This window comes from Micromonospora sp. NPDC051925, assembly GCF_044548625.1.
In the GTDB taxonomy this organism is placed as follows: domain Bacteria; phylum Actinomycetota; class Actinomycetes; order Mycobacteriales; family Micromonosporaceae; genus Micromonospora.
In genome coordinates this window covers 355,384-373,665 of sequence record NZ_JBIUCH010000001.1, presented here as the reverse complement: position 1 = coordinate 373,665, position 18,282 = coordinate 355,384, and the positions used below count along the sequence as shown (strand labels likewise).

Sequence of the window (18,282 nt, the reverse complement as noted above, 5' to 3'; positions counted from 1 at the left end):
CGCTAGCCGCCCAGCGGGCCGCCCGATCGTCGCCGACGGTGAACCTCGTCTCCTCCTCGCGGATGAGCGCGCCTCCGCCCACCGGGCGCAACCGCGACCCGGCCAGGGCGGCTACTCGTCGGCGCCGGGTGCGGCCGGTCGGGACCGGGCGTCGCGCAACGGGTCGGCCGCCGCGGACCGTTGCGGGAACGGCGGCGGGGTGCCGCCGAAGGTCGGGCAGTGCGCCTGGTGGTTGCACCAGTCGCAGAGCCGACTCGGCCGGGGCCGGAAATCCTGCCGCTCGGTGGCCTGCTCGATGGCCTGCCAGAGCGCCACCACGGTGCGCTCGAAACGCAGCAGCTCCTCGGCGTCGGGGGAGTAGTCGCAGACCTCGGCGTCCTTGAGGTAGAGCAGCCGCAACACCCGGGGCACCACGCCCCGGGTGCGCCACAGCACCAGCGCGTAGAACTTCAACTGGAACAACGCCCGCGCCTCGAACGCCTCCCTGGGCGCGCCGCCGGTCTTGTAGTCGACCACCCGCAGCGCCCCGTCGGGGGCCACGTCGAGCCGGTCGAGGTAACCCCGGATCAGCAGCTCGTCGTCGACCACCGCGGAGATCAGGCTCTCCCGCTCGGCGGGCTCCAACCGGCGCGGGTCCTCCACCGCGAAGTAGCCCTCCAACAGCGCCGTCGCCGACCGGAGGAACTCGGCGGTGCCCGCCTCGTCGCCCGGGTCGAACAGGCCGGCCAGCTCGGGCTGCTCGGTGACCAGCCGATCCCACTGCGGGACGACCAGATCACCGGCGGCATCGGGGGTACGCCCGCCCGCCGGCAGGTCGAACAACCGCTCCAGCACCGCGTGCACCAGGGTGCCCCGGGCCTGCTCGACGCTGGGCCGCTCGGGCAGCCGGTCGATGCTGCGGAACCGGTAGAGCAGCGGGCAGGTCTTGAAATCGGCCGCCCGTGACGGTGACAGCGACGCCCGGATCGTGGCGGGCAGCGCCGCCGGAGGGTGCTGCTGGTCGATCACCGGTTCCGCCGTCATGCCCCGAAGGTTAGGACACCGGTGTGACAGGGCCGCGCTCGCCGCACCGGAGCATGATCGCGCGGCGCGTAGCATCGTGGCGATGGAGTCCCGTCCCCGCGCACCGCGCCGGCCCCGCCGGCGCACCGGCCTGACCGTCGGCCGGGTGTTCGGGGTGCCGTTGCACCTCAACGTGTCGATGCTGCTGCTGACCCTGCTGGTGACCGTCACCTACGCCGAGTTCGCCCGGGACCGGCTCGGCCTGTCCCCGCTCGGCGGCTACCTGATCGGCCTCGGCTTCGTGGTGTCGCTGCTCGGCTCGGTCCTGCTGCACGAGCTGGGGCACGCGCTGACCGCCCGGCGGTACGGCATCGGTGTGCGCGGGATCACCCTGGAACTGCTCGGCGGTTACACCGAGATGGATCGCGACGCCCCCAACCCCCGGGTGGAGCTGCTGGTCGCGCTGGCCGGTCCGGCCGTCTCGGCGGTGCTCGGCGGGCTCGCCGTGGCCGCCACGCTGGCCACCCCCGACCACACCCTGACCCACCAGCTCGCGCTGCAACTGGCGCTGAGCAACGTCATCGTGGCCGTGTTCAACGTGCTGCCCGGACTGCCCCTGGACGGCGGCCGGGCGCTGCGCGCCGTGCTGTGGCGGATCACCCGGGACCGGCACCGGGCCACCGAGGTCGCCGGCTGGGTCGGGCGGGCCGTCGCGGTGGGCACCGCCGCGCTGGTCGTCCTGCTCACCGTCGAACGGGTCCTGGTGCCGCTGGCGTTACCGCTGATGCTGCTGGTCGCGGTCACCCTCTGGCGCGGCGCCGGCCAGTCGATCCGGTACGCCCGGATCAGCCGCCGGGTGCCGTTGCTCGACCTGGCCCGGCTGGCCCGCCCGGTCTTCGCCGTACCCACCGGCACGCCGCTGGCCGAGGCGCAGCGCCGCCACGCCGAGCAGGCCCCGCCCGGATCCGCCGTCCTGGTGGTCGACGGCGTCGGCGCACCGGTCGCCCTGGTCGATCCGGTGGCGGCGGACGCCGTGCCGGTGGCCCGCCGGCCCTGGCTGGCGGTGGACGCGGTGGCCCGGCCGCTGGCCGCCCTGCCGGCCCTGCCGCTCGGTCTCGACGGCGAGGAGCTGATGGCGGCCGTCCAGGCCCACCCGGGCGCGCGGTACGTGGTGACGTCAGGCGAAGATGTGGTCGGCGTTCTGCACATCGCGGATCTTGCCCAGGTTCTCGAACCCACACGGAAGATGAACAGGTGACCGCAGCACATCCCCCCGCTCTCCCGGCCCGCAACGGCACACCGACGCCCACCGTCAGCGCGGAGCTGCCCCCGGTGCACCGGGGGCCGTTCCGCCCCGGTGACCGGGTGCAGCTGACCGACCCCAAGGGGAGGATGCACACCGTCACCCTGGAGCCCGGCAAGGAGTTCCACACCCACCGGGGCATCCTGGCGCACGACGCGCTGATCGGGCAGCCCGACGGCAGCGTGGTCAGCACCTCCGGCGGCGGGACGGCGTTCCTGGCGCTGCGCCCGCTGCTGTCGGACTACGTGCTGTCCATGCCGCGCGGCGCCCAGGTGATCTACCCGAAGGACTCGGCGCAGATCGTCGCGATGGGCGACGTCTTCCCCGGCGCCAGGGTGCTGGAGGCCGGCGCCGGCTCCGGGGCGTTGAGCTGTTCGCTGCTGCGCGCCGTCGGCACTGCCGGCGAGCTGCACTCCTACGAGATGCGCGACGACTTCGCCCAGATCGCCCGGCGCAACGTGGAGGCGTTCTTCGGCGCGCCGCACCCCGCCTGGCGGCTGCACGTCGGCGACGTCGCCGACTGCCCGGAGACCGGGTTCGACCGGATCATCCTGGACATGCTCACCCCGTGGGAGACCCTCGACATGGTCGAGCGGGCGCTGCTGCCCGGCGGTGTGTTCATCGGCTACGTGGCGACCACCCCGCAGCTGTCCGAGCTGGTCGAGGCGCTGCGCGAGCGGGGCGGCTGGACCGAGCCGAGGGCCTGGGAGTCGCTGGTGCGGGACTGGCACGCCGAGGGGCTCGCCGTCCGTCCCGACCACCGGATGATCGCGCACACCGCGTTCCTGGTCTCCGCGCGTAAGCTCGCTCCGGGCGTCACCGCCCCACCGCGACGCCGCAAGCCCAGCAAGGGCGCCGAGGCGTACGCCGAGCGCAAGCAGGCGCTGCGCGAGGCGGCGGCGGCCCGCGAGGCGGCGGCGCAGGCCACCGCCGTGCCGTCCGACAGCGTGCCGTCCGACAGCGTGCCGGACGCCACGGCGGCGCAGGCCACGGCGGCGCAGGTCACCGGCGGGACACCCGCCGGGGCCGACGAGGTGGACCGGCCGTGACGGCGGATCGGAGCGGCTGGGAGTGAACGGGCGGATTCCGACGGCCGGTGCGGGCCGACGGTGTGACCTGGGGGAGAGGCCATGAGTCAGCCGGGGTTCGGCGGCGGTGAACTGCCGGCCGTGTTCCCGGACTGGTCGCCGTACCAGGACCTGGAGTCGGCGGCGCGGGCCTACCTGCGCGACCCGGACATCGCCCTGGAGGCGCTCGGCGGGGTGCTGCGCGGCGCCTCGGTGCTCGGCTTCACCCTGGAACGCTTCGTCAACGAGGTCAACGGGGTGTGGCAGGAGGTCGTCGTCTGTGACGGCAGCCGGCTGGTGCTCTGGCACGGCGAGGACGTGCCGCCCGGGGAGGGGCCGCCCGGGTCGATGACGTCGTCGCTGCGGGTGGTGCCGGTCTCCACGGTCACCGAGGTCGGCTGCCGGCGTCGGCTGACCAGGGCAGACAACGGCGAGGTACGGGTCGACAGCATCGACGTCTACCTGCTGCTCACCTCGCTGGACGAGGCCCCGCCCGGCGACGAGATGGTCGGTGCGCCCCGGCACGACGCGCTGCGCTTCGGCAAGACCCTCGACGACGGCGGGGCCGGCCAGATCGCCCGGCTGGAGGAGTTCGCCCGGCTGGTCGCGTCAGTGGTCGGCCGTCCCCTGCTGTAGCGGGGGCCTGGGAACGGCAGTGTCAGGAAGCCGACGGGCCGGGAACGACAGCGTCGTTCCCGGCCCGTCCGATCGTCTCGCGGCGTCAGTCGTCCTCGGCCTCGGGGCCGGCGATCTCGACGCCGTCGCTGCCGCGCACCACGTGGATGCACTCACCCGGGCACTCCTTCGCGGAGTCGATCACTTCCAGCCGCAGGTGTTCCGGCACGTCGACCCGGCTTCCGGGGGCGAGCCGCAGCTCACCGTCGGTGCCCTTGACGTACGCCAGGCCGTCGATGTCGAACTCGAAGACCTCCGGCGCGTACTGCACGCAGAGCCCGTCACCGGTGCAGAGATCCTGGTCCACCCAGACCTGCAACTGGTCGGTCACGACGTCGGTCACCCGGCACCCCCCATGTTCTCCCGTCCCACCCCTCGACGGTACCCGAACGGCCGGACCTGCCCCTCAGGCGTCCCTTGGCGATCAAGGTTCGGTGACGAGGGCGTTGCGTGGGACCGAATCGGCCTCATAGCGGCTAGTGTTAGGGCAGAACGTTCAAGCCCCCCGGGGAGGTGGGACGTGGCACGCAGTGACGACGCGGACTCGCGCGCCGCACGGTGGGAGAAGGAGGCCCACGATCTCTCCACGCAGGTCGCGTTCCTTCAGGAGGAACTCGCTCTGGTGCGGCGCAAGTTGACCGAAAGCCCCCGACACGTCCGGCAGCTCGAAGAGCGGCTGGCGGCCACCCAGGCACAGTTGGCGCGGCTCACCGAGAACAACGACCGGCTCGTGAGCACCCTCAAGGAGGCTCGCGCGCAGATCGTGACGCTCAAGGAGGAGATCGACCGGCTGGCGCAGCCGCCGTCCGGCTACGGTGTCTTCCTCGCGCGGCACGACGACGGCACGGTGGACATCTTCACCGGCGGACGCAAGCTCCGGGTAGCCGTCTCACCCTCGCTGGACGCCGAGGAGTTGCGGCGTGGCCAGGAGGTCCTGCTCAACGACGCGCTCAACATCGTCGACGCGTTCGGCTACGAGCGGGTCGGCGAGGTGGTGATGCTCAAGGAGATCCTCGCGGGTCCCGAGGGCAGCCCGGGTGACCGGGCGCTGGTGGTCTCGCACTCCGACGAGGAGCGCATCGTCCACCTGGCCGACACCCTGATCGGCACGTCGATCAGGGCCGGCGACTCGCTCATGATCGAGCCCCGCTCGGCGTACGCCTACGAGCGGATCCCGAAGAGCGAGGTCGAGGAGTTGGTGCTGGAGGAGGTGCCCGACGTCGACTACACCGACATCGGCGGCCTCCAGTCGCAGATCGAGCAGATCCGCGATGCGGTGGAGCTGCCCTTCCTGCACGCCGACCTGTTCCGGGAGCACCAGCTCCGGCCGCCGAAGGGCATCCTGCTCTACGGTCCGCCGGGCTGCGGCAAGACGCTCATCGCCAAGGCGGTGGCCAACTCGCTGGCCAAGAAGATCGCCGAGCGGCTCGGCAAGGACCGGCACACCAGCTTCTTCCTCAACATCAAGGGTCCGGAGCTGCTCAACAAGTACGTCGGCGAGACCGAGCGGCACATCCGGTTGATCTTCCAGCGGGCTCGGGAGAAGGCCGGGGAGGGCACTCCGGTCATCGTGTTCTTCGACGAGATGGACTCGATCTTCCGTACCCGCGGCTCCGGCGTCTCCTCCGACGTGGAGAACACCATCGTCCCGCAGCTGCTCAGCGAGATCGACGGGGTGGAGGGGCTGGAGAACGTCATCGTGATCGGCGCCTCCAACCGGGAGGACATGATCGATCCGGCCATCCTGCGCCCCGGCCGACTCGACGTGAAGATCAAGATCGAGCGTCCGGACGCCGAGGCGGCCAAGGACATCTTCTCCAAGTACATCCTGGCCGGGCTGCCCCTGCACCAGGACGACCTGGCCGAGCACGGCGGCGAACCGCAGGCCACCGTGGCGGCCATGATCGACGCGGTCGTCCTGCGGATGTACTCGGAGACCGAGGAGAACCGCTTCCTCGAGGTGACGTACGCCAACGGCGACAAGGAAGTCCTCTACTTCAAGGACTTCAACTCCGGCGCGATGATCCAGAACATCGTCGACCGGGGCAAGAAGATGGCGATCAAGGAGTTCCTCACCTCCGGACGCAAGGGGCTGCGGTTGCAGCACCTGCTCGACGCCTGCGTCGACGAGTTCCGGGAGAACGAGGACCTGCCCAACACCACCAACCCGGACGACTGGGCCCGGATCTCCGGCAAGAAGGGCGAGCGGATCGTCTACATCCGCACGCTCGTCTCCGGCGGCAAGGGCACCGAGGCCGGCCGCTCCATCGAAACCGCCAGCAACACCGGTCAGTACCTCTGACCGGTCGATCGGACGGGCCCGCGACGCCACGCGTCGCGGGCCCCTTCGTCTGCGTCACCCAGTGTTAACCGGACGACCGGGCGTCCGGCGGGTGGAATGCCGGACTCGTGACTAGAATTTCCTCGCCGCCCAGTCGACCCACTCCGAGGAACCGCGTGCCGTCCGAGCTGATCGTCGCCGACCCACCGCCGTCCCCGGCAGTGGACCAGGCACCCCCCACCGTCCCAACGCGCCCGCCGGCCCGTCGCTGGCGATGGATCCCCCTCCTGCTGGCCGCCCTCGTCGCCGCGTGGGCCGTACCCCTCGCCGGGCACGCCCTGCACCGGGAGTGGCTGCTCCCGCCGATCGTGCTGATCGCCACAGCCAGCGTGCTGCGGGGTGGTCGTACCCTGCTCGACCGGTTGATGCTCGCCCTCGGCCTGCTGCTCGGTCTGGCCGCCGTCGCCGGCCTGGTCTTTCCGATCTGGCCCTGGGGGATGCGGCCGGTGCCGGTCACCGGGGTGGCCCTCACCGCGCTCGTCCTCGCCGCCGCCGCGTTGCGCCGTCGCCCCCGGCTGCCCCGACCCGGCTGGGCCGACCTGTTCCCCCTGGCCGGCACCGCCGCCATGGTGACCTACCTGTGGCAACCCTGGCTGCGCGCCCCCGACCTCGCCGACCGGCTCACCGTCCTCGGCCTGGGGGAGGACAACTGGCGACACCTCGCCCTCTTCGACGCCATGGGACGCCTCGACGGCTACACCTTCGTCGACCCGGCCGCCGCCCGGGAGCAGATCACCGCCCAACTCGTCTACTACCCGCAGGGCTGGCACCTGATCACCGCCCTGCTCGACGGCTTCCTGACCCCCGCCGCGCCGCGCGCCGACGAACTGGTCGCCCACTACTTCGGCTGGACCATCGCCGGCTTCGGGCTGCTCACCCTCGCCCTGATCTGGGCCGCCCAGCGGATCTCCGGCCCGATCCACCTGCTGCACCGCACGGTGCTCACCGTGGTCGTCGGCGCGTTGGTGCTCGGCACCCAACTGCCCCGGCTGCTCACCGCCGGCTACCCCACCGAGGTGCTCGGGCTGACGCTGACCGTGTTGCTCGCCGCGCTGGTCGCCCGGCCCGTCCCCGGCACCCGGGAACAGGTCGTGCTGCTGTGCGCCCTGCTCGCCGCCGTCGGATTCACCTACTACCTGTTCCTGCCGGCCGCCGCCGTCCTGGTCCTCTGCTGGGTGCTCACCCACTGGCGGGAGGCGCTGCGCCGGTGGTTCACCGTGCTGACGGTCGGCCTGGCCGGTGCCGCCCTCGCCCTGGTCGCCCCGCTGCTCGGCGTGCTGCGGGCCGGACAGACCGAGGCGCTGGTCATCGGCTCGTCCCAGGCCGTCGAGGGCTGGCGGGCGCTGATCTGGCTCGGCGGCATCGTCGGGGTGGCCCTGCTGGTCCAGGTCGCCCGCAGCGATCCGGCCTGGCGACGCTGGCTGCTGGTCTGCGTCGTCGGCGCGGCCCTGCCACTGACCATCGCGCAGCTCAACATCAACGACGGGGTGCAGCCCGGCTACTACTTCGTCAAGGCCACCCACCTGGCCACCGCGCTGCTCATCGTCGGCACCGCCGCGGTGGTCCGGCTGCTGCCGGCGCCCCGGCCCGCCCTGACCCTGCGGGGGGTCGGCAGCACCGTTGCCGGGGTGCTCGCCGCCGCGCTCACCATGACGGTCGCCGTGGCGCTCTGCGGGGTCACCGGCTGGCACCGCAGCCTGCTGGTGGTCGACGAGCACACCTGGGCGCAGCGCTGGGTCCACCAGGACCTCACCCTGCCGTCCAGAGTGGCCTGGGTGTGCGCCGACGCCCAGCAGCGCTACCCCGAGGTGCCCGGCACCACCACCCTGGTCATCGACCGTGGCCCGATGCGGTCGTACCTGATCTCGCTCTGTCTGTCGGCATTGCACGGCACCACCGCGGCCACCGACCCGGGCATCTACAGTCTGCCGTTCCTCGAGCCGGACCGCACCGACATTATCGTCCGGCGGGTGGCCGGTCCGATCCGGTTCATCACCTCCGACCCCAAGGGTGAGCGCCGGGTCCATCGGATGCTGCGCGACGAGCCCGCCCTGCGCCACCGGCTCAGCTGGGTGCCGCTGACCGTCCCCGACTGCGACGTGGCTCCCTCCGACGAGCCGCCGCCACCGGGCATCGAGACCGCGACACCCGACCCGGCCGAGTCGGCATGCCACCTTCCCCGGTGAGGCGGACTACGCTCGACGTGACGGCGGACCGGGTGAGGCGAGCGGAGCGGGTAGGTCGATGAGCGTCAGAAGGATCATGGGCACCGAGGTCGAGTACGGGATCTCCGTGCCCGGCCAGGCCGGAGCCAACCCGATGGTCACCTCGTCCCAGGTGGTCAACGCGTACGGCGCGCGCCCGGAACTCAACCGTGGCGGCCGGGCCCGCTGGGACTACGAGGAGGAGTCGCCGCTGCGCGACGCGCGCGGGTTCACCTACTCCGGTGCCGCGTACGACCCGGCGGAGGCGCTCGCCGACGAGGATCTCGGCCTGGCCAACGTGATACTCACCAACGGTGCCCGGCTCTACGTCGACCACGCCCACCCGGAATACTCCACCCCCGAGGTGACCAACCCCCTCGACGTGGTGCGGTGGGACAAGGCCGGGGAGCGGGTGATGGCCGAGGCGGCCCGTCGGGCGGCCACCATTCCCGGCACCCAGCCGATCCACCTCTACAAGAACAACACCGACAACAAGGGCGCCAGCTACGGCGCGCACGAGAACTACCTGATGCGGCGGCAGACCCCGTTCGCCGACATCGTGGCGTACCTGACGCCGTTCTTCGTCACCCGGCAGATCGTCTGCGGGGCCGGTCGGGTCGGGATCGGGCAGGACGGCGGGCAGAGCGGCTTCCAGATCTCCCAGCGGGCGGACTTCTTCGAGGTCGAGGTCGGCCTGGAGACCACCCTCAAGCGGCCGATCATCAACACCCGCGACGAGCCGCACGCGGACGCCGACAAGTACCGCCGGTTGCACGTCATCATCGGTGACGCCAACCTGTCGGAGATCTCCACCTATCTCAAGGTGGGCACCACCGCGCTGATCCTCGCCATGATCGAGGAGAAGGCGCTCGGTGCCGACCTGGGCATCGCCGACCCGGTCGCGGAGCTGCGCGCGGTCAGCCACGACCCGTCGTTGACGCACCGGATGCGGTTGCGTGACGGCCGGCGGCTGACCGCCCTGGACCTCCAGTGGGCCTACTACGAGCGGGTGCGCTCCTTCGTGGACGAGCGGTACGGCGCGGACGCCGACACGCAGACCGTGGACGTGCTGGACCGCTGGGAGGGCGTCCTGGACCGGCTGGGCCGCGACGTGTTCCTCTGCGCCGACGAGCTGGACTGGGTGGCCAAGCTGCGGCTGCTGGAGGGCTACCGGGAGCGGGAGAAGCTGGGCTGGGGGTCGCACAAGCTCCAGCTGGTCGACCTCCAGTACTCCGACGTACGGCCGGAGAAGGGCCTCTACCACCGGCTGGTGACCCGGGGCTCGATGAAGACGCTGCTGGACGACGAGCAGACCCGCCGGGCGATGACCGAGCCGCCGGAGGACACCCGGGCCTACTTCCGGGGCCGTTGCCTGGCCCAGTACGCCTCCGAGGTGGTCGCGGCGAGCTGGGACTCGGTGATCTTCGACGTGGGCCGGGAGTCGCTGGTCCGGGTGCCGATGATGGAGCCGGAGCGGGGCACCCGCAAGCATGTCGGGGCCCTGTTCGACCGGTGCGACACCGCCAAGGACCTGCTGGAGACGCTCACCGGCGGCTGAACCTCCCGATGACGGTGGCCCGTCGTGCGTCGGATGCCGGCGCGCGGCGGGCTTTTCGTCGCCTCCGCGAGGTAAGTTCATCGCAGACGATCGTGGAGGAGGCAGCGAGATGGCTTCACAAGAGGGCGGCCAGACGCAGTCGGGCAAGTCGCACCAGGCCGAGGAGGTCGACGACGTCACCACCGAGGCCAACCCGGAGGTCGCCGAGCGGCACGCCGAGATCACCGAGGACGTCGACGACCTGCTCGACGAGATCGACTCCGTGCTGGAGGAGAACGCCGAGGAATTTGTGAGGGGTTATGTGCAGAAAGGGGGCGAATAGGGCATAAACGTCTAAATCGGACACGCCTGATCCACTCGATGATCGAGACGGATACCGTCGTTGCCGGGACTGCGATGAGTGGAAGCCGCTCGATGAGTTCTGCGCGAACAGTCGTCGGCCAGATGGCCGGGGTAGCTATTGCAAGCCTTGCTTCAACCTGCGCTCCAAGGTGAGCTATGCCAAGCGGACGAGAGAGAAGCATGGCCGGGAGGTTCGCCAACCACCTATGGTTCCGGATGGCCACCGTCGCTGCCCGACGTGTGGTGAGACGAAGGCGCTCGACGACTTTCCCCGTAACCGGTCGGGGCGTGGCGGCTACGGCCGATACTGCAAGCCCCGCCACAACGAGAAGGGTAAGGAGAGCAAGCTCCGGTTGCACGGCGGGTCTCGCGAGTACCACCTACGTCGCCGCTACGGGATCGGCGAGAAGGAGTTTCGGGAGCTGCTCGCCGAGCAGGGCGGCGTCTGCGCCATCTGCAGCGGGGAAGAGCCGCAACATGTGGACCACGATCATCGCACCGGATGGGTGCGCGGGATACTCTGCTTCAACTGCAACGGTGGTCTTGGCCAGTTCCGTGACAGTCCCACGAGGCTGGCCAGGGCGATCACGTACCTGAGAGGAACCACGTGGCAGCGGGCTTTGATCCATCCGGGCGTCTACCAGATGTGTTCACCAACGCGGGGACGTCCTCCTTCACGACCTTCCTGAGCCGGGTGGCCCCGGAGATGCTGCCCGGCCGCCGGCCGTTGCCGCCCGGCATGGCCGCCGACCTGGCGCCGCACGCCACCACCATCGTGGCCATCTCGGCCGCCGGTGGCGTGGTGCTGGCCGGTGACCGGCGGGCGACCATGGGCAACCTGATCGCGCAGCGGGACATCGAGAAGGTGCACCCCGCCGACGCCTACTCGCTGGTCGGCATCGCCGGCACGGCGGGCATCGGCATCGAGCTGATGCGACTGTTCCAGGTGGAGTTGGAGCACTACGAGAAGATCGAGGGCGCGATGCTCTCCCTCGACGGCAAGGCCAACCGGCTCGCCTCGATGATCCGCGGCAACCTCGGCGCGGCCATGCAGGGGCTGGCGGTCATCCCGCTCTTCGCCGGTTTCGACCTGGCCGCCCGGGATCCGGCACGGGCCGGGCGGATCTTCAGCTTCGACGTCACCGGCGGCCCCTACGAGGAGACCGGCTACGACGCCATCGGCTCCGGTTCGCTGTTCGCCAAATCGGCGCTGAAGAAGCGGTACCGCACCGGCGTCTCCATCGACGACGCGACCCGGCTCGCCGTCGAGGCCCTCTACGACGCCGCCGACGACGACACCGCCACCGGCGGGCCGGACCTGATCCGCCGGATCTACCCGGTGGTGATGACGGCGACCGCCGAGGGCACCCACCGGCTCACCGACGCCGAGACGGCGGCCATCGCCGAGGGTGTCGTCGCCGGGCGGGCGGAGAACCCGGGCGGCTGACCCGCCGCCACGTCCACCAGCCAGCAGTCGTCAGCACAGCGCCAGAAGGAGAACCGCCGCCGTGGCCATGCAGTTCTACGCCTCGCCCGAGCAGATCATGCGCGACCGTTCCGAGCTGGCCCGCAAGGGCATCGCCCGGGGGCGCAGCGCGGTGGTCCTGAGTTACGCCGGCGGGGTGCTCTTCGTCGCGGAGAACCTCTCCAGCGCCCTGCACAAGGTCAGTGAGATCTACGACCGGATCGGCTTCGCGGCCGTCGGCCGGTACAACGAGTTCGAGAACCTGCGCCGCGCCGGGGTGCGGATGGCCGACCTGAACGGCCTGAGCTACGACCGGCGCGACGTGACCGGTCGGGCCCTGGCCAACGCGTTCGCGCAGACCCTGGGTGCGATCTTCACCGAGCAGTCCAAGCCGTTCGAGGTGGAGATCTGCGTGGCACAGGTCGGTGCCACGGCCGACGAGGACGAGCTGTACCGGCTCACCTACGACGGGTCGGTCAACGACGAGCCGGGCCGGATGGCGATGGGTGGCCAGGCCGAGGCGATCACCGGGGTGCTCAAGTCCGAGCACCGGGCCGACATGTCGCTCAGCGAAGCGGTCAAGGTGGCCATGAAGGCGCTGAGCAGCGTCGGTGGCGAGGGCGGCGCGGCCCGCACCATCGCCCCCAACCAGCTCGAGGTGGCGGTCCTGGACCGGGGCCGGATCGGGCGGACCTTCCGGCGGATCACCGGTGCGGCGCTGACCGCGCTGCTGGAGGGTGACCCGGCGGGCGACGCCGTGCCGGCCGACGGCCGGGCGAAGACCCCGACGGTGCCGACCGAGGAGGCGCACAAGCCGACCACCTCGGCCGGTTCGGCCGACCTGGAGGGCCAGCCGCAGGAGAAGCCGGAAGCCTAGCGACACCCGAACGCCGCAGGGTCCGAGGGATCAATCCCTCGGACCCTGCGGCGTTTCTCCGTCCGGTGCCGGCCAGGCCGCTCCTCAGGCCCGGCGCAGCAGCGGCTTCGCCAGGGCCCAGTAGCCGGCGGCGATGACGTTGAAGATGCTCATGCCGGGCGGCGACTCGACGTTCGACGGGTCGACCTTCGCGGTCATCAGTTCGGCGATGATCCCGTCGGGGACCATCCGCTCCTGCTGGAGCTGCCGTCGCCGGGCCCGCACCCAGTCCCGGTTGGTCCACAGCCAGCCCCACCCGCGGACCTTCTCCCGCGACCAACCGCCGAGCAGCGCGGCCACCAGCATGGCCGCCTCGGTGAGCAGCAGCATCGGCCCCAGCACCACAAGCGTCCGCGTCTCGTACGCGGTGAGCAGCGAGATCAGCCGGTTGCGCTCCAGCAGGTAGTGCTTGAGCTTGTTGCGGGAGAACTCGTAGTGGTGCACGACGACGGCGTCCGGGACGTACTCCAGGCGCAGCCCGCGCTGCCACAGCCGCAGGCTGATCTCGGTGTCCTCGTGGTAGGCGAAGTACTCGGCGGCGAAGCCGTCCAGCTCCCGCCACAGCGCCCGGTTGATGACGAAGCAGCAGCCGCTGATCGACGGTACGGTGGTCCGCCGGGCGTGCGCGCTGGCCGGCTGGCCGTTGCCGCCGGCCCAGGACAGGCCGATGAAGTGCAGCGGGTTGCCGGAGGTGTTGATCAGCTCGGGGTTCTCCGCGAGCCGGATCGAGGCCATGGCCGCGCCGACGCCCGGCTCGCCGGCCACCGCGACCGTCCGGGCCAGGGCGTCCGGGGCGACGACCGCGTCGGAGTTGACGAAGGCCAGCCACTCGCCGGTGGCCTCGGCGGCGCCGACCCGGCAGCCGCCGGAGTAGCCGGTGTTCTCCTCGGGGCGGATCACCCGTACCCCGGCGAAGCCCTTGACCACGTCGATGCCGTCACCGGTGCAGCCGTTGTCCACCACGATCAGCTCGATCTCGACGTCGCTGCTGGCCAGCACCGCGCGGGCGGCGTCGACCAGGTAGGGCTCGGCGCCGTAGGCGAGCATCACCGCGGACACCTGGGGGCGGTTCATCGGATGCCTCCGGATACTCCAGTGGCCACCACGTCGTCCAGCGGCCGGGCGGGGGTGGACGCCGGGCGGGCGCCCCGGCGCAGCAGCAGGACGGCCATGGTGGCGGCCACCACGACGGAGCCGGCGGCGTAGGCCAGCTCGACGCGGAGCGCGACCGGGGCCGGGACGACCGTGACGGCGAGCAGGGCGGCCACCCCGATCGTCCAGGAGACCGCCTGGGCGCGGTGCCGGTCCAGGGCGAGCAGGGCCTGCCCGAGCACCATCGCCCACAGGTAGGCGAGGGTGCCGACGGCCAGCCAGGCGAAGTCGCCGTGGCCGAGCACGCCGGGGGCGTCGAAGAGCCGGCGGACCAGCCACGGGCCGAGCGCCACCGCGCCGAGGGCACCGGCGACGCCGAGGGCGGTGACCACCCCGAGCGCCCGGCGCAGCAGGCCGTGGAAACCGGCGACGTCGCCGGTGGTGGCGGTGGTGGCCAGGCCGGGCAACAGCGACGCCTGCATCGAGCCGAAGACGAACAACGGGATGCGGACCAGCACCAGGGCGGAGAGCAGCGCGCCGGCGGTGGCCACGTCGGCGGGGTCGAGCAGCCGCGCGTTGATCACGCCGATGTTGACCACGACCTGGGAGAGCAGGCTGGAGACGGTGAGCAGGCCGAGGCCGCGCAGCAGGGTGCCCCAGGCGACGGGGAGCCCGCCGCCGACGGCCCGCAGCACCGGCGGGAGGGTCACCAGCACCGACAGCAGCGGGGCGACGACCAGCACCGCGCCGTACCAGACCGGGTCGGTGACGCCGCCGACGCCGAGCCCGGCGACCAGCGCGATGCGCAGCCCGCCGTCGACGCCGAGCTGGGTGCCGTACCAGGGGAAGAGCTGCAGGCCGGACAGCACGCCCCGGGTGGTGTACGCGACGGCCATCCCCACCAGCGCGCCGATCAGCACGGTGACCATGGTGCCGTCGCCGGCGAAGAGCCGGTCGGCGAGCGCCCGGTAGCCGGCGAGGGTGACCACGATCAGCAGCGCCAGCACGGCGGCGGCGACGACCGCCCCCCGGGCCAGCACCGGACCGGGCGGCAGGCCGTGGCTGCGGCGGGCGGCGACGACCCGGGCGACCTCCTGCTCGACGGGGATGAACACCCCGATGCCGAGGGTGAACACGATCGACCAGAGCACCGACAGCGAGGAGTAGTCGGCGAGGTCGAGGGCGTGCCCGGCGACCGCGAGGTGCACGTAGGAGGCGAGCCCGAGTAGGGCCAGCCCGCCTCCGACGGCGAGGGTGCCGGGCGGGACGAGGTGGAGCAGCCGCCGCATCACCGGCGGATGAGCGCCAGGGTGAGCACCGCGAAGGCCCGACCGAGGTAGATCATCGCCTTGGCGGGGGAGTGGCTGGGGGTGCCGGCCATCCGCTTGCGCATGGCCACCGGGACCTGGCGGATCCGGTAGCCGCGTCGGGCGGTGTGCACCAGCGTCTCCACCGTGTCGCCCAGGTATTCGGCCGGGTACCAGCCGGCGAACATCTCGATGACCCGCCGGTTGGCGGCCCGGAAGCCGGAGGTGGTGTCGGTCAGCCTGGTCTTGGCGACCCGGGAGAGCACCCCGGACAGCATGACCATCGCCCAGCGCCGGGGCCCGCGTACGGAGTAGTCGCCCTCACCGGCGAACCGGGCACCGATGACCAGGTCGTTGTCGTCGAGCAGGTCGACCAGCTTCGGCACGTAGCGGGGGTCGTGCTGGCCGTCGGCGTCGATCTGGATCGCGACGTCGTAGTCGTTGTCCCGGGCGTACCGGTAGCCCAGCCGCATCGCCCCGCCCACCCCGAGGTTGTACGGCAGCTTCGCCACCCGGGCGCCGGCGGCGGCGGCCACCGCGGCGGTGCGGTCGGTGGAGCCGTCGTCGACCACGAGCACGTCGACGCCGGGTAGTTCACCGCGTACCTCGCCGACCACGTCGGCGATCGACCCGGACTCGTTGAGCGCCGGGATGATGATCAGGACACGCTTGCCGTTAACCATCGTGGGACACCAGTTCGTCTCGGGCGGCTGCGGTGGTCCGGGCGGTGCGCTCCGTCTCGATCTCGGCGCGGAGCAGGGCGAAGTCCTCGGCCAGGGTGCGGGTCTCCTCTTCCAGCGCACTGACCTCCCAGCTCAGGTGCACACAGACCAGCAGCAGGAAGACGATGCCGAGGAAGAGCACGAGGCTGACGCCGGAGACCACGCCGAAGAAGCCGGCCACATTGTCCAGCAGCCGGGGGAACAGCGACAACGGGATCACGATGACCAGTACGCCGAGCCAGAGCATGCCGTACTTCTCGCGGAGCTGTCGACGGCGCAGCAGCTCGACGATGGTGGCGAGCAGGATCAGGCCGGTCAGACCGGTGACGAGGGTGAGCTTCATGCGACCTTCCACGGGGGGGATGCAGTGGGGGAGTCGAAGGCGGCGGACAGCGCGTCGTGCCAGTCCGGCAGCGGGGACAGGCCGGCCTCGGCCCACCGGTCGTGCCCCAGCACACTGTACGCCGGTCGGGCGGCCGGACGCGGAAACCGGTCACTGGTGGTGGGTCGTACCCGGTCCGGGTCCAGCCCGGCGAGGGTGAAGGCGGCTCGGGCCAGGCCGTACCAGGTGGTCCGGCCGGTGCAGGTGCCGTGGTAGATCCCAGCCGGGGCCCGCCCGGCCAGGGCCGCGTCGGCGAGCGCCACCAGTTGGGTTGCCAGCGCGTACGACCAGGTGGGTTGGCCCTGCTGGTCGTCGACCACGTCGAGGTGGTCACGGGTGGCGGCGAGACCGAGCACGGTGGTGACGAAGTTGCGGCCGTGCTCCCCGTAGAGCCAGGCGGTCCGCACCACATAGCCGGTTTCGGGGAGGAATCGGACCACGGCCCGCTCGCCGGCGAGCTTGCTGCGGCCGTACGCGTTGATCGGGTCGGTGGGGGCGTCCTCGGCGTACGGGGTGTCCGCGTCGCCGGCGAAGACGTAGTCGGTGGAGACGTGCACGAGTCGGGCACCGGTCCCGGCGCAGGCGCGGGCCAGGTGGGCCACCGCGTCGCCGTTGATCGCGGTCGGCGTCGCCTCGTCCCGTTCGGCGCCGTCGACGTCGGTCCACGCGGCGGCGTTGAACACCACGTGGTGGCCGGCGACGGCGGCCCGGACCGCGTCGGCGTCGGTGATGTCGAGGTCGGCGCGGGTGGCGGCGGTCACCTCGAGGTCGCCCCGGGTGGCCAGCACGGCCACCAGGTCCCGGCCGAGCATGCCGCCCGCGCCGGTGACGAGCACCCGGGTCATGCGCCGGACGCCGTCTTCAGCGGCTCCCACCAGGCCCGGTTGTCCCGGTACCAGGCGACGGTCTGGGCCAGGCCCCGGTCGAGGTCGATGCTCGGGGCGTACCCCAGCTCGGTGTTGATCTTGCTGATGTCCAGCGAGTAGCGGCGGTCGTGGCCCTTGCGGTCGGTGACCGGGACGACCCGGTCCCAGCCGGCGTCACAGGCGTCCAGCAGCCGGCCGGTCAGCTCCTTGTTGCTCAGTTCGGTGCCGCCGCCGATGTGGTAGACCTCGCCGGCACGTCCGGCGTGCGCCACCATCGCGATGCCCCGGCAGTGGTCGTGCACGTGCAGCCAGTCCCGGACGTTGCCGCCGTCGCCGTAGAGCGGCACGGTCGCGCCGTCGAGCAGGTTGGTGACGAACAGCGGGACGACCTTCTCCGGGTACTGGTACGGCCCGTAGTTGTTGGAACAGCGGGTGACCACCACGTCCATCCCGTGGGTTCGGTGGTAGGCCAGCGCCAGCAGGTCGGAACCGGCCTTGGAGGCGGAGTACGGCGAGTTCGGCGCCAACGGCCAGGTCTCCGTCCAGGAGCCCTCGTCGATCGAGCCGTACACCTCGTCGGTGGAGACGTGCACGAACCGGCCGGTGCGGTGGCGCAGCGCGGCGTCCAGCAGGGTCTGGGTGCCGAGCACGTTGGTGGTGACGAACGGCGCGGCGCCGGCGATCGAGCGGTCGACGTGCGACTCGGCGGCGAAGTGCACGATCACGTCGTGCCCGGCGACGACCTCGTCGACCGTCCCCGGGTCGCAGATGTCGCCTTGGACGAACCGCAGCCGGGGGTCCTCGCGCACCGGGGCGAGGTTGTCCAGATTGCCGGAGTAGGTGAGCTTGTCCAGCACGGTCACCGTGTCGGGCTCGACCGCGGGCACGCCGGAAGCGTCGCCGCCGGGCACGCCCAGCAGCATCCGTACGTACTCCGACCCGATGAATCCGGCTCCGCCGGTGACGAGAATCCTCACGGGGACGGAAGTGTACGCGCATCGACCCGCTCGCCCGGGGACCACGACCCCGGTGTCCGGTTC

The 18,282-nt window shown here is 71.7% G+C and carries 18 protein-coding genes; 10 read left to right on the top strand and 8 right to left on the bottom strand.

What is annotated here, in order from left to right:
• Nucleotides 1–111 precede the first annotated feature (111 nt).
• Nucleotides 112–1,023 carry a RecB family exonuclease gene (locus tag ACIG87_RS01630; protein ID WP_396847136.1) on the bottom strand — a complete coding sequence of 304 codons (912 nt, stop codon included), beginning with the start codon at nt 1,021–1,023 and terminating at the stop codon, nt 112–114.
• Between the two features lie 82 nt (nt 1,024–1,105).
• On the opposite strand from ACIG87_RS01630, the gene ACIG87_RS01625 reads away from it, so the two are divergent.
• The 3 genes from ACIG87_RS01625 to ACIG87_RS01615 all read left to right on the top strand — a co-directional run bounded on the left by ACIG87_RS01625 (nt 1,106) and on the right by ACIG87_RS01615 (nt 4,008).
• Nucleotides 1,106–2,260 (top strand): site-2 protease family protein, encoded by a 1,155-nt coding sequence (locus ACIG87_RS01625; RefSeq protein WP_396847134.1) that lies wholly within the window; start codon nt 1,106–1,108, stop codon nt 2,258–2,260.
• Between the two features lie 65 nt (nt 2,261–2,325).
• Nucleotides 2,326–3,354 carry a tRNA (adenine-N1)-methyltransferase gene (locus tag ACIG87_RS01620; protein WP_396847585.1) on the top strand — a complete coding sequence of 343 codons (1,029 nt, stop codon included), beginning with the start codon at nt 2,326–2,328 and terminating at the stop codon, nt 3,352–3,354.
• Nucleotides 3,355–3,435: 81 nt separating this feature from the next.
• Nucleotides 3,436–4,008, top strand: a complete 573-nt coding sequence (locus tag ACIG87_RS01615; RefSeq protein WP_396847133.1) for a hypothetical protein — start codon at nt 3,436–3,438, stop codon at nt 4,006–4,008.
• A gap of 85 nt (nt 4,009–4,093) precedes the next feature.
• On the opposite strand, the gene ACIG87_RS01610 is transcribed toward ACIG87_RS01615, so the two are convergent.
• On the bottom strand, nt 4,094–4,390 hold the full coding sequence (locus ACIG87_RS01610) for a ferredoxin (RefSeq protein WP_396847131.1): 297 nt from the start codon (nt 4,388–4,390) through the stop codon (nt 4,094–4,096).
• Between the two features lie 177 nt (nt 4,391–4,567).
• Here ACIG87_RS01610 and arc point away from each other — a divergent pair, with 177 nt between their 5' ends.
• The 7 genes from arc to prcA all read left to right on the top strand — a co-directional run bounded on the left by arc (nt 4,568) and on the right by prcA (nt 12,834).
• A complete protein-coding gene (gene arc / locus ACIG87_RS01605; RefSeq protein ID WP_396847129.1) occupies nt 4,568–6,349 on the top strand; it encodes a proteasome ATPase in 1,782 nt (593 codons plus the stop codon).
• A 155-nt stretch (nt 6,350–6,504) separates the two neighbouring features.
• Entirely contained in the window at nt 6,505–8,574 is a 2,070-nt protein-coding gene (locus tag ACIG87_RS01600) for a hypothetical protein (protein WP_396847127.1), read from the top strand.
• A gap of 58 nt (nt 8,575–8,632) precedes the next feature.
• On the top strand, nt 8,633–10,150 hold the full coding sequence (dop, locus tag ACIG87_RS01595; protein WP_396847125.1) for a depupylase/deamidase Dop: 1,518 nt from the start codon (nt 8,633–8,635) through the stop codon (nt 10,148–10,150).
• Between the two features lie 109 nt (nt 10,151–10,259).
• A complete protein-coding gene (locus ACIG87_RS01590) occupies nt 10,260–10,472 on the top strand; it encodes a ubiquitin-like protein Pup (protein WP_396847123.1) in 213 nt (70 codons plus the stop codon).
• A 226-nt stretch (nt 10,473–10,698) separates the two neighbouring features.
• A complete protein-coding gene (locus ACIG87_RS01585) occupies nt 10,699–11,181 on the top strand; it encodes an endonuclease VII domain-containing protein (protein WP_396847583.1) in 483 nt (160 codons plus the stop codon).
• Nucleotides 11,100–11,939 (top strand): proteasome subunit beta, encoded by an 840-nt coding sequence (prcB, locus tag ACIG87_RS01580; protein WP_396847121.1) that lies wholly within the window; start codon nt 11,100–11,102, stop codon nt 11,937–11,939. Before ACIG87_RS01585 ends, prcB begins: the two co-directional genes overlap by 82 nt.
• A 61-nt stretch (nt 11,940–12,000) precedes the next feature.
• Complete coding sequence (gene prcA, locus ACIG87_RS01575) at nt 12,001–12,834, top strand: proteasome subunit alpha (protein ID WP_396847119.1); 834 nt, start codon at nt 12,001–12,003, stop codon at nt 12,832–12,834.
• An 84-nt stretch (nt 12,835–12,918) separates the two neighbouring features.
• On the opposite strand, the gene ACIG87_RS01570 is transcribed toward prcA, so the two are convergent.
• The 6 genes from ACIG87_RS01570 to rfbB are packed head-to-tail and all read right to left on the bottom strand — an operon-like array spanning nt 12,919 to nt 18,219.
• Nucleotides 12,919–13,947, bottom strand: a complete 1,029-nt coding sequence (locus ACIG87_RS01570) for a glycosyltransferase family 2 protein (protein ID WP_396847118.1) — start codon at nt 13,945–13,947, stop codon at nt 12,919–12,921.
• Nucleotides 13,944–15,254, bottom strand: coding sequence for a lipopolysaccharide biosynthesis protein (locus tag ACIG87_RS01565; protein ID WP_396847116.1), 1,311 nt, complete (start codon nt 15,252–15,254; stop codon nt 13,944–13,946). Before ACIG87_RS01565 ends, ACIG87_RS01570 begins: the two co-directional genes overlap by 4 nt.
• Nucleotides 15,254–15,955 carry a glycosyltransferase family 2 protein gene (locus ACIG87_RS01560; protein WP_145920205.1) on the bottom strand — a complete coding sequence of 234 codons (702 nt, stop codon included), beginning with the start codon at nt 15,953–15,955 and terminating at the stop codon, nt 15,254–15,256. Before ACIG87_RS01560 ends, ACIG87_RS01565 begins: the two co-directional genes overlap by 1 nt.
• A complete protein-coding gene (locus ACIG87_RS01555; protein ID WP_396847114.1) occupies nt 15,948–16,337 on the bottom strand; it encodes a DUF2304 domain-containing protein in 390 nt (129 codons plus the stop codon). The genes ACIG87_RS01560 and ACIG87_RS01555 overlap by 8 nt, the downstream gene beginning before the upstream one ends.
• Nucleotides 16,334–17,221 (bottom strand): dTDP-4-dehydrorhamnose reductase, encoded by an 888-nt coding sequence (rfbD, locus tag ACIG87_RS01550; protein ID WP_396847112.1) that lies wholly within the window; start codon nt 17,219–17,221, stop codon nt 16,334–16,336. Before rfbD ends, ACIG87_RS01555 begins: the two co-directional genes overlap by 4 nt.
• Entirely contained in the window at nt 17,218–18,219 is a 1,002-nt protein-coding gene (gene rfbB / locus ACIG87_RS01545; RefSeq protein WP_396847111.1) for a dTDP-glucose 4,6-dehydratase, read from the bottom strand. Before rfbB ends, rfbD begins: the two co-directional genes overlap by 4 nt.
• Nucleotides 18,220–18,282: the final 63 nt, after the last annotated feature.

Coding starts and splice junctions, on each gene's coding strand:
- ACIG87_RS01570 (WP_396847118.1), bottom strand. CDS start 13,947: ATGAACCGCCCCCAGGTGTCCGCGGTGATGCTCGCCTACGGCGCCGAG.
- ACIG87_RS01585 (WP_396847583.1), top strand. CDS start 10,699: ATGGTTCCGGATGGCCACCGTCGCTGCCCGACGTGTGGTGAGACGAAG.
- ACIG87_RS01555 (WP_396847114.1), bottom strand. CDS start 16,337: ATGAAGCTCACCCTCGTCACCGGTCTGACCGGCCTGATCCTGCTCGCC.
- ACIG87_RS01560 (WP_145920205.1), bottom strand. CDS start 15,955: ATGGTTAACGGCAAGCGTGTCCTGATCATCATCCCGGCGCTCAACGAG.
- rfbD (WP_396847112.1), bottom strand. CDS start 17,221: ATGACCCGGGTGCTCGTCACCGGCGCGGGCGGCATGCTCGGCCGGGAC.
- ACIG87_RS01590 (WP_396847123.1), top strand. CDS start 10,260: ATGGCTTCACAAGAGGGCGGCCAGACGCAGTCGGGCAAGTCGCACCAG.
- ACIG87_RS01625 (WP_396847134.1), top strand. CDS start 1,106: ATGGAGTCCCGTCCCCGCGCACCGCGCCGGCCCCGCCGGCGCACCGGC.
- ACIG87_RS01615 (WP_396847133.1), top strand. CDS start 3,436: ATGAGTCAGCCGGGGTTCGGCGGCGGTGAACTGCCGGCCGTGTTCCCG.
- dop (WP_396847125.1), top strand. CDS start 8,633: ATGAGCGTCAGAAGGATCATGGGCACCGAGGTCGAGTACGGGATCTCC.
- ACIG87_RS01630 (WP_396847136.1), bottom strand. CDS start 1,023: ATGACGGCGGAACCGGTGATCGACCAGCAGCACCCTCCGGCGGCGCTG.
- ACIG87_RS01565 (WP_396847116.1), bottom strand. CDS start 15,254: ATGCGGCGGCTGCTCCACCTCGTCCCGCCCGGCACCCTCGCCGTCGGA.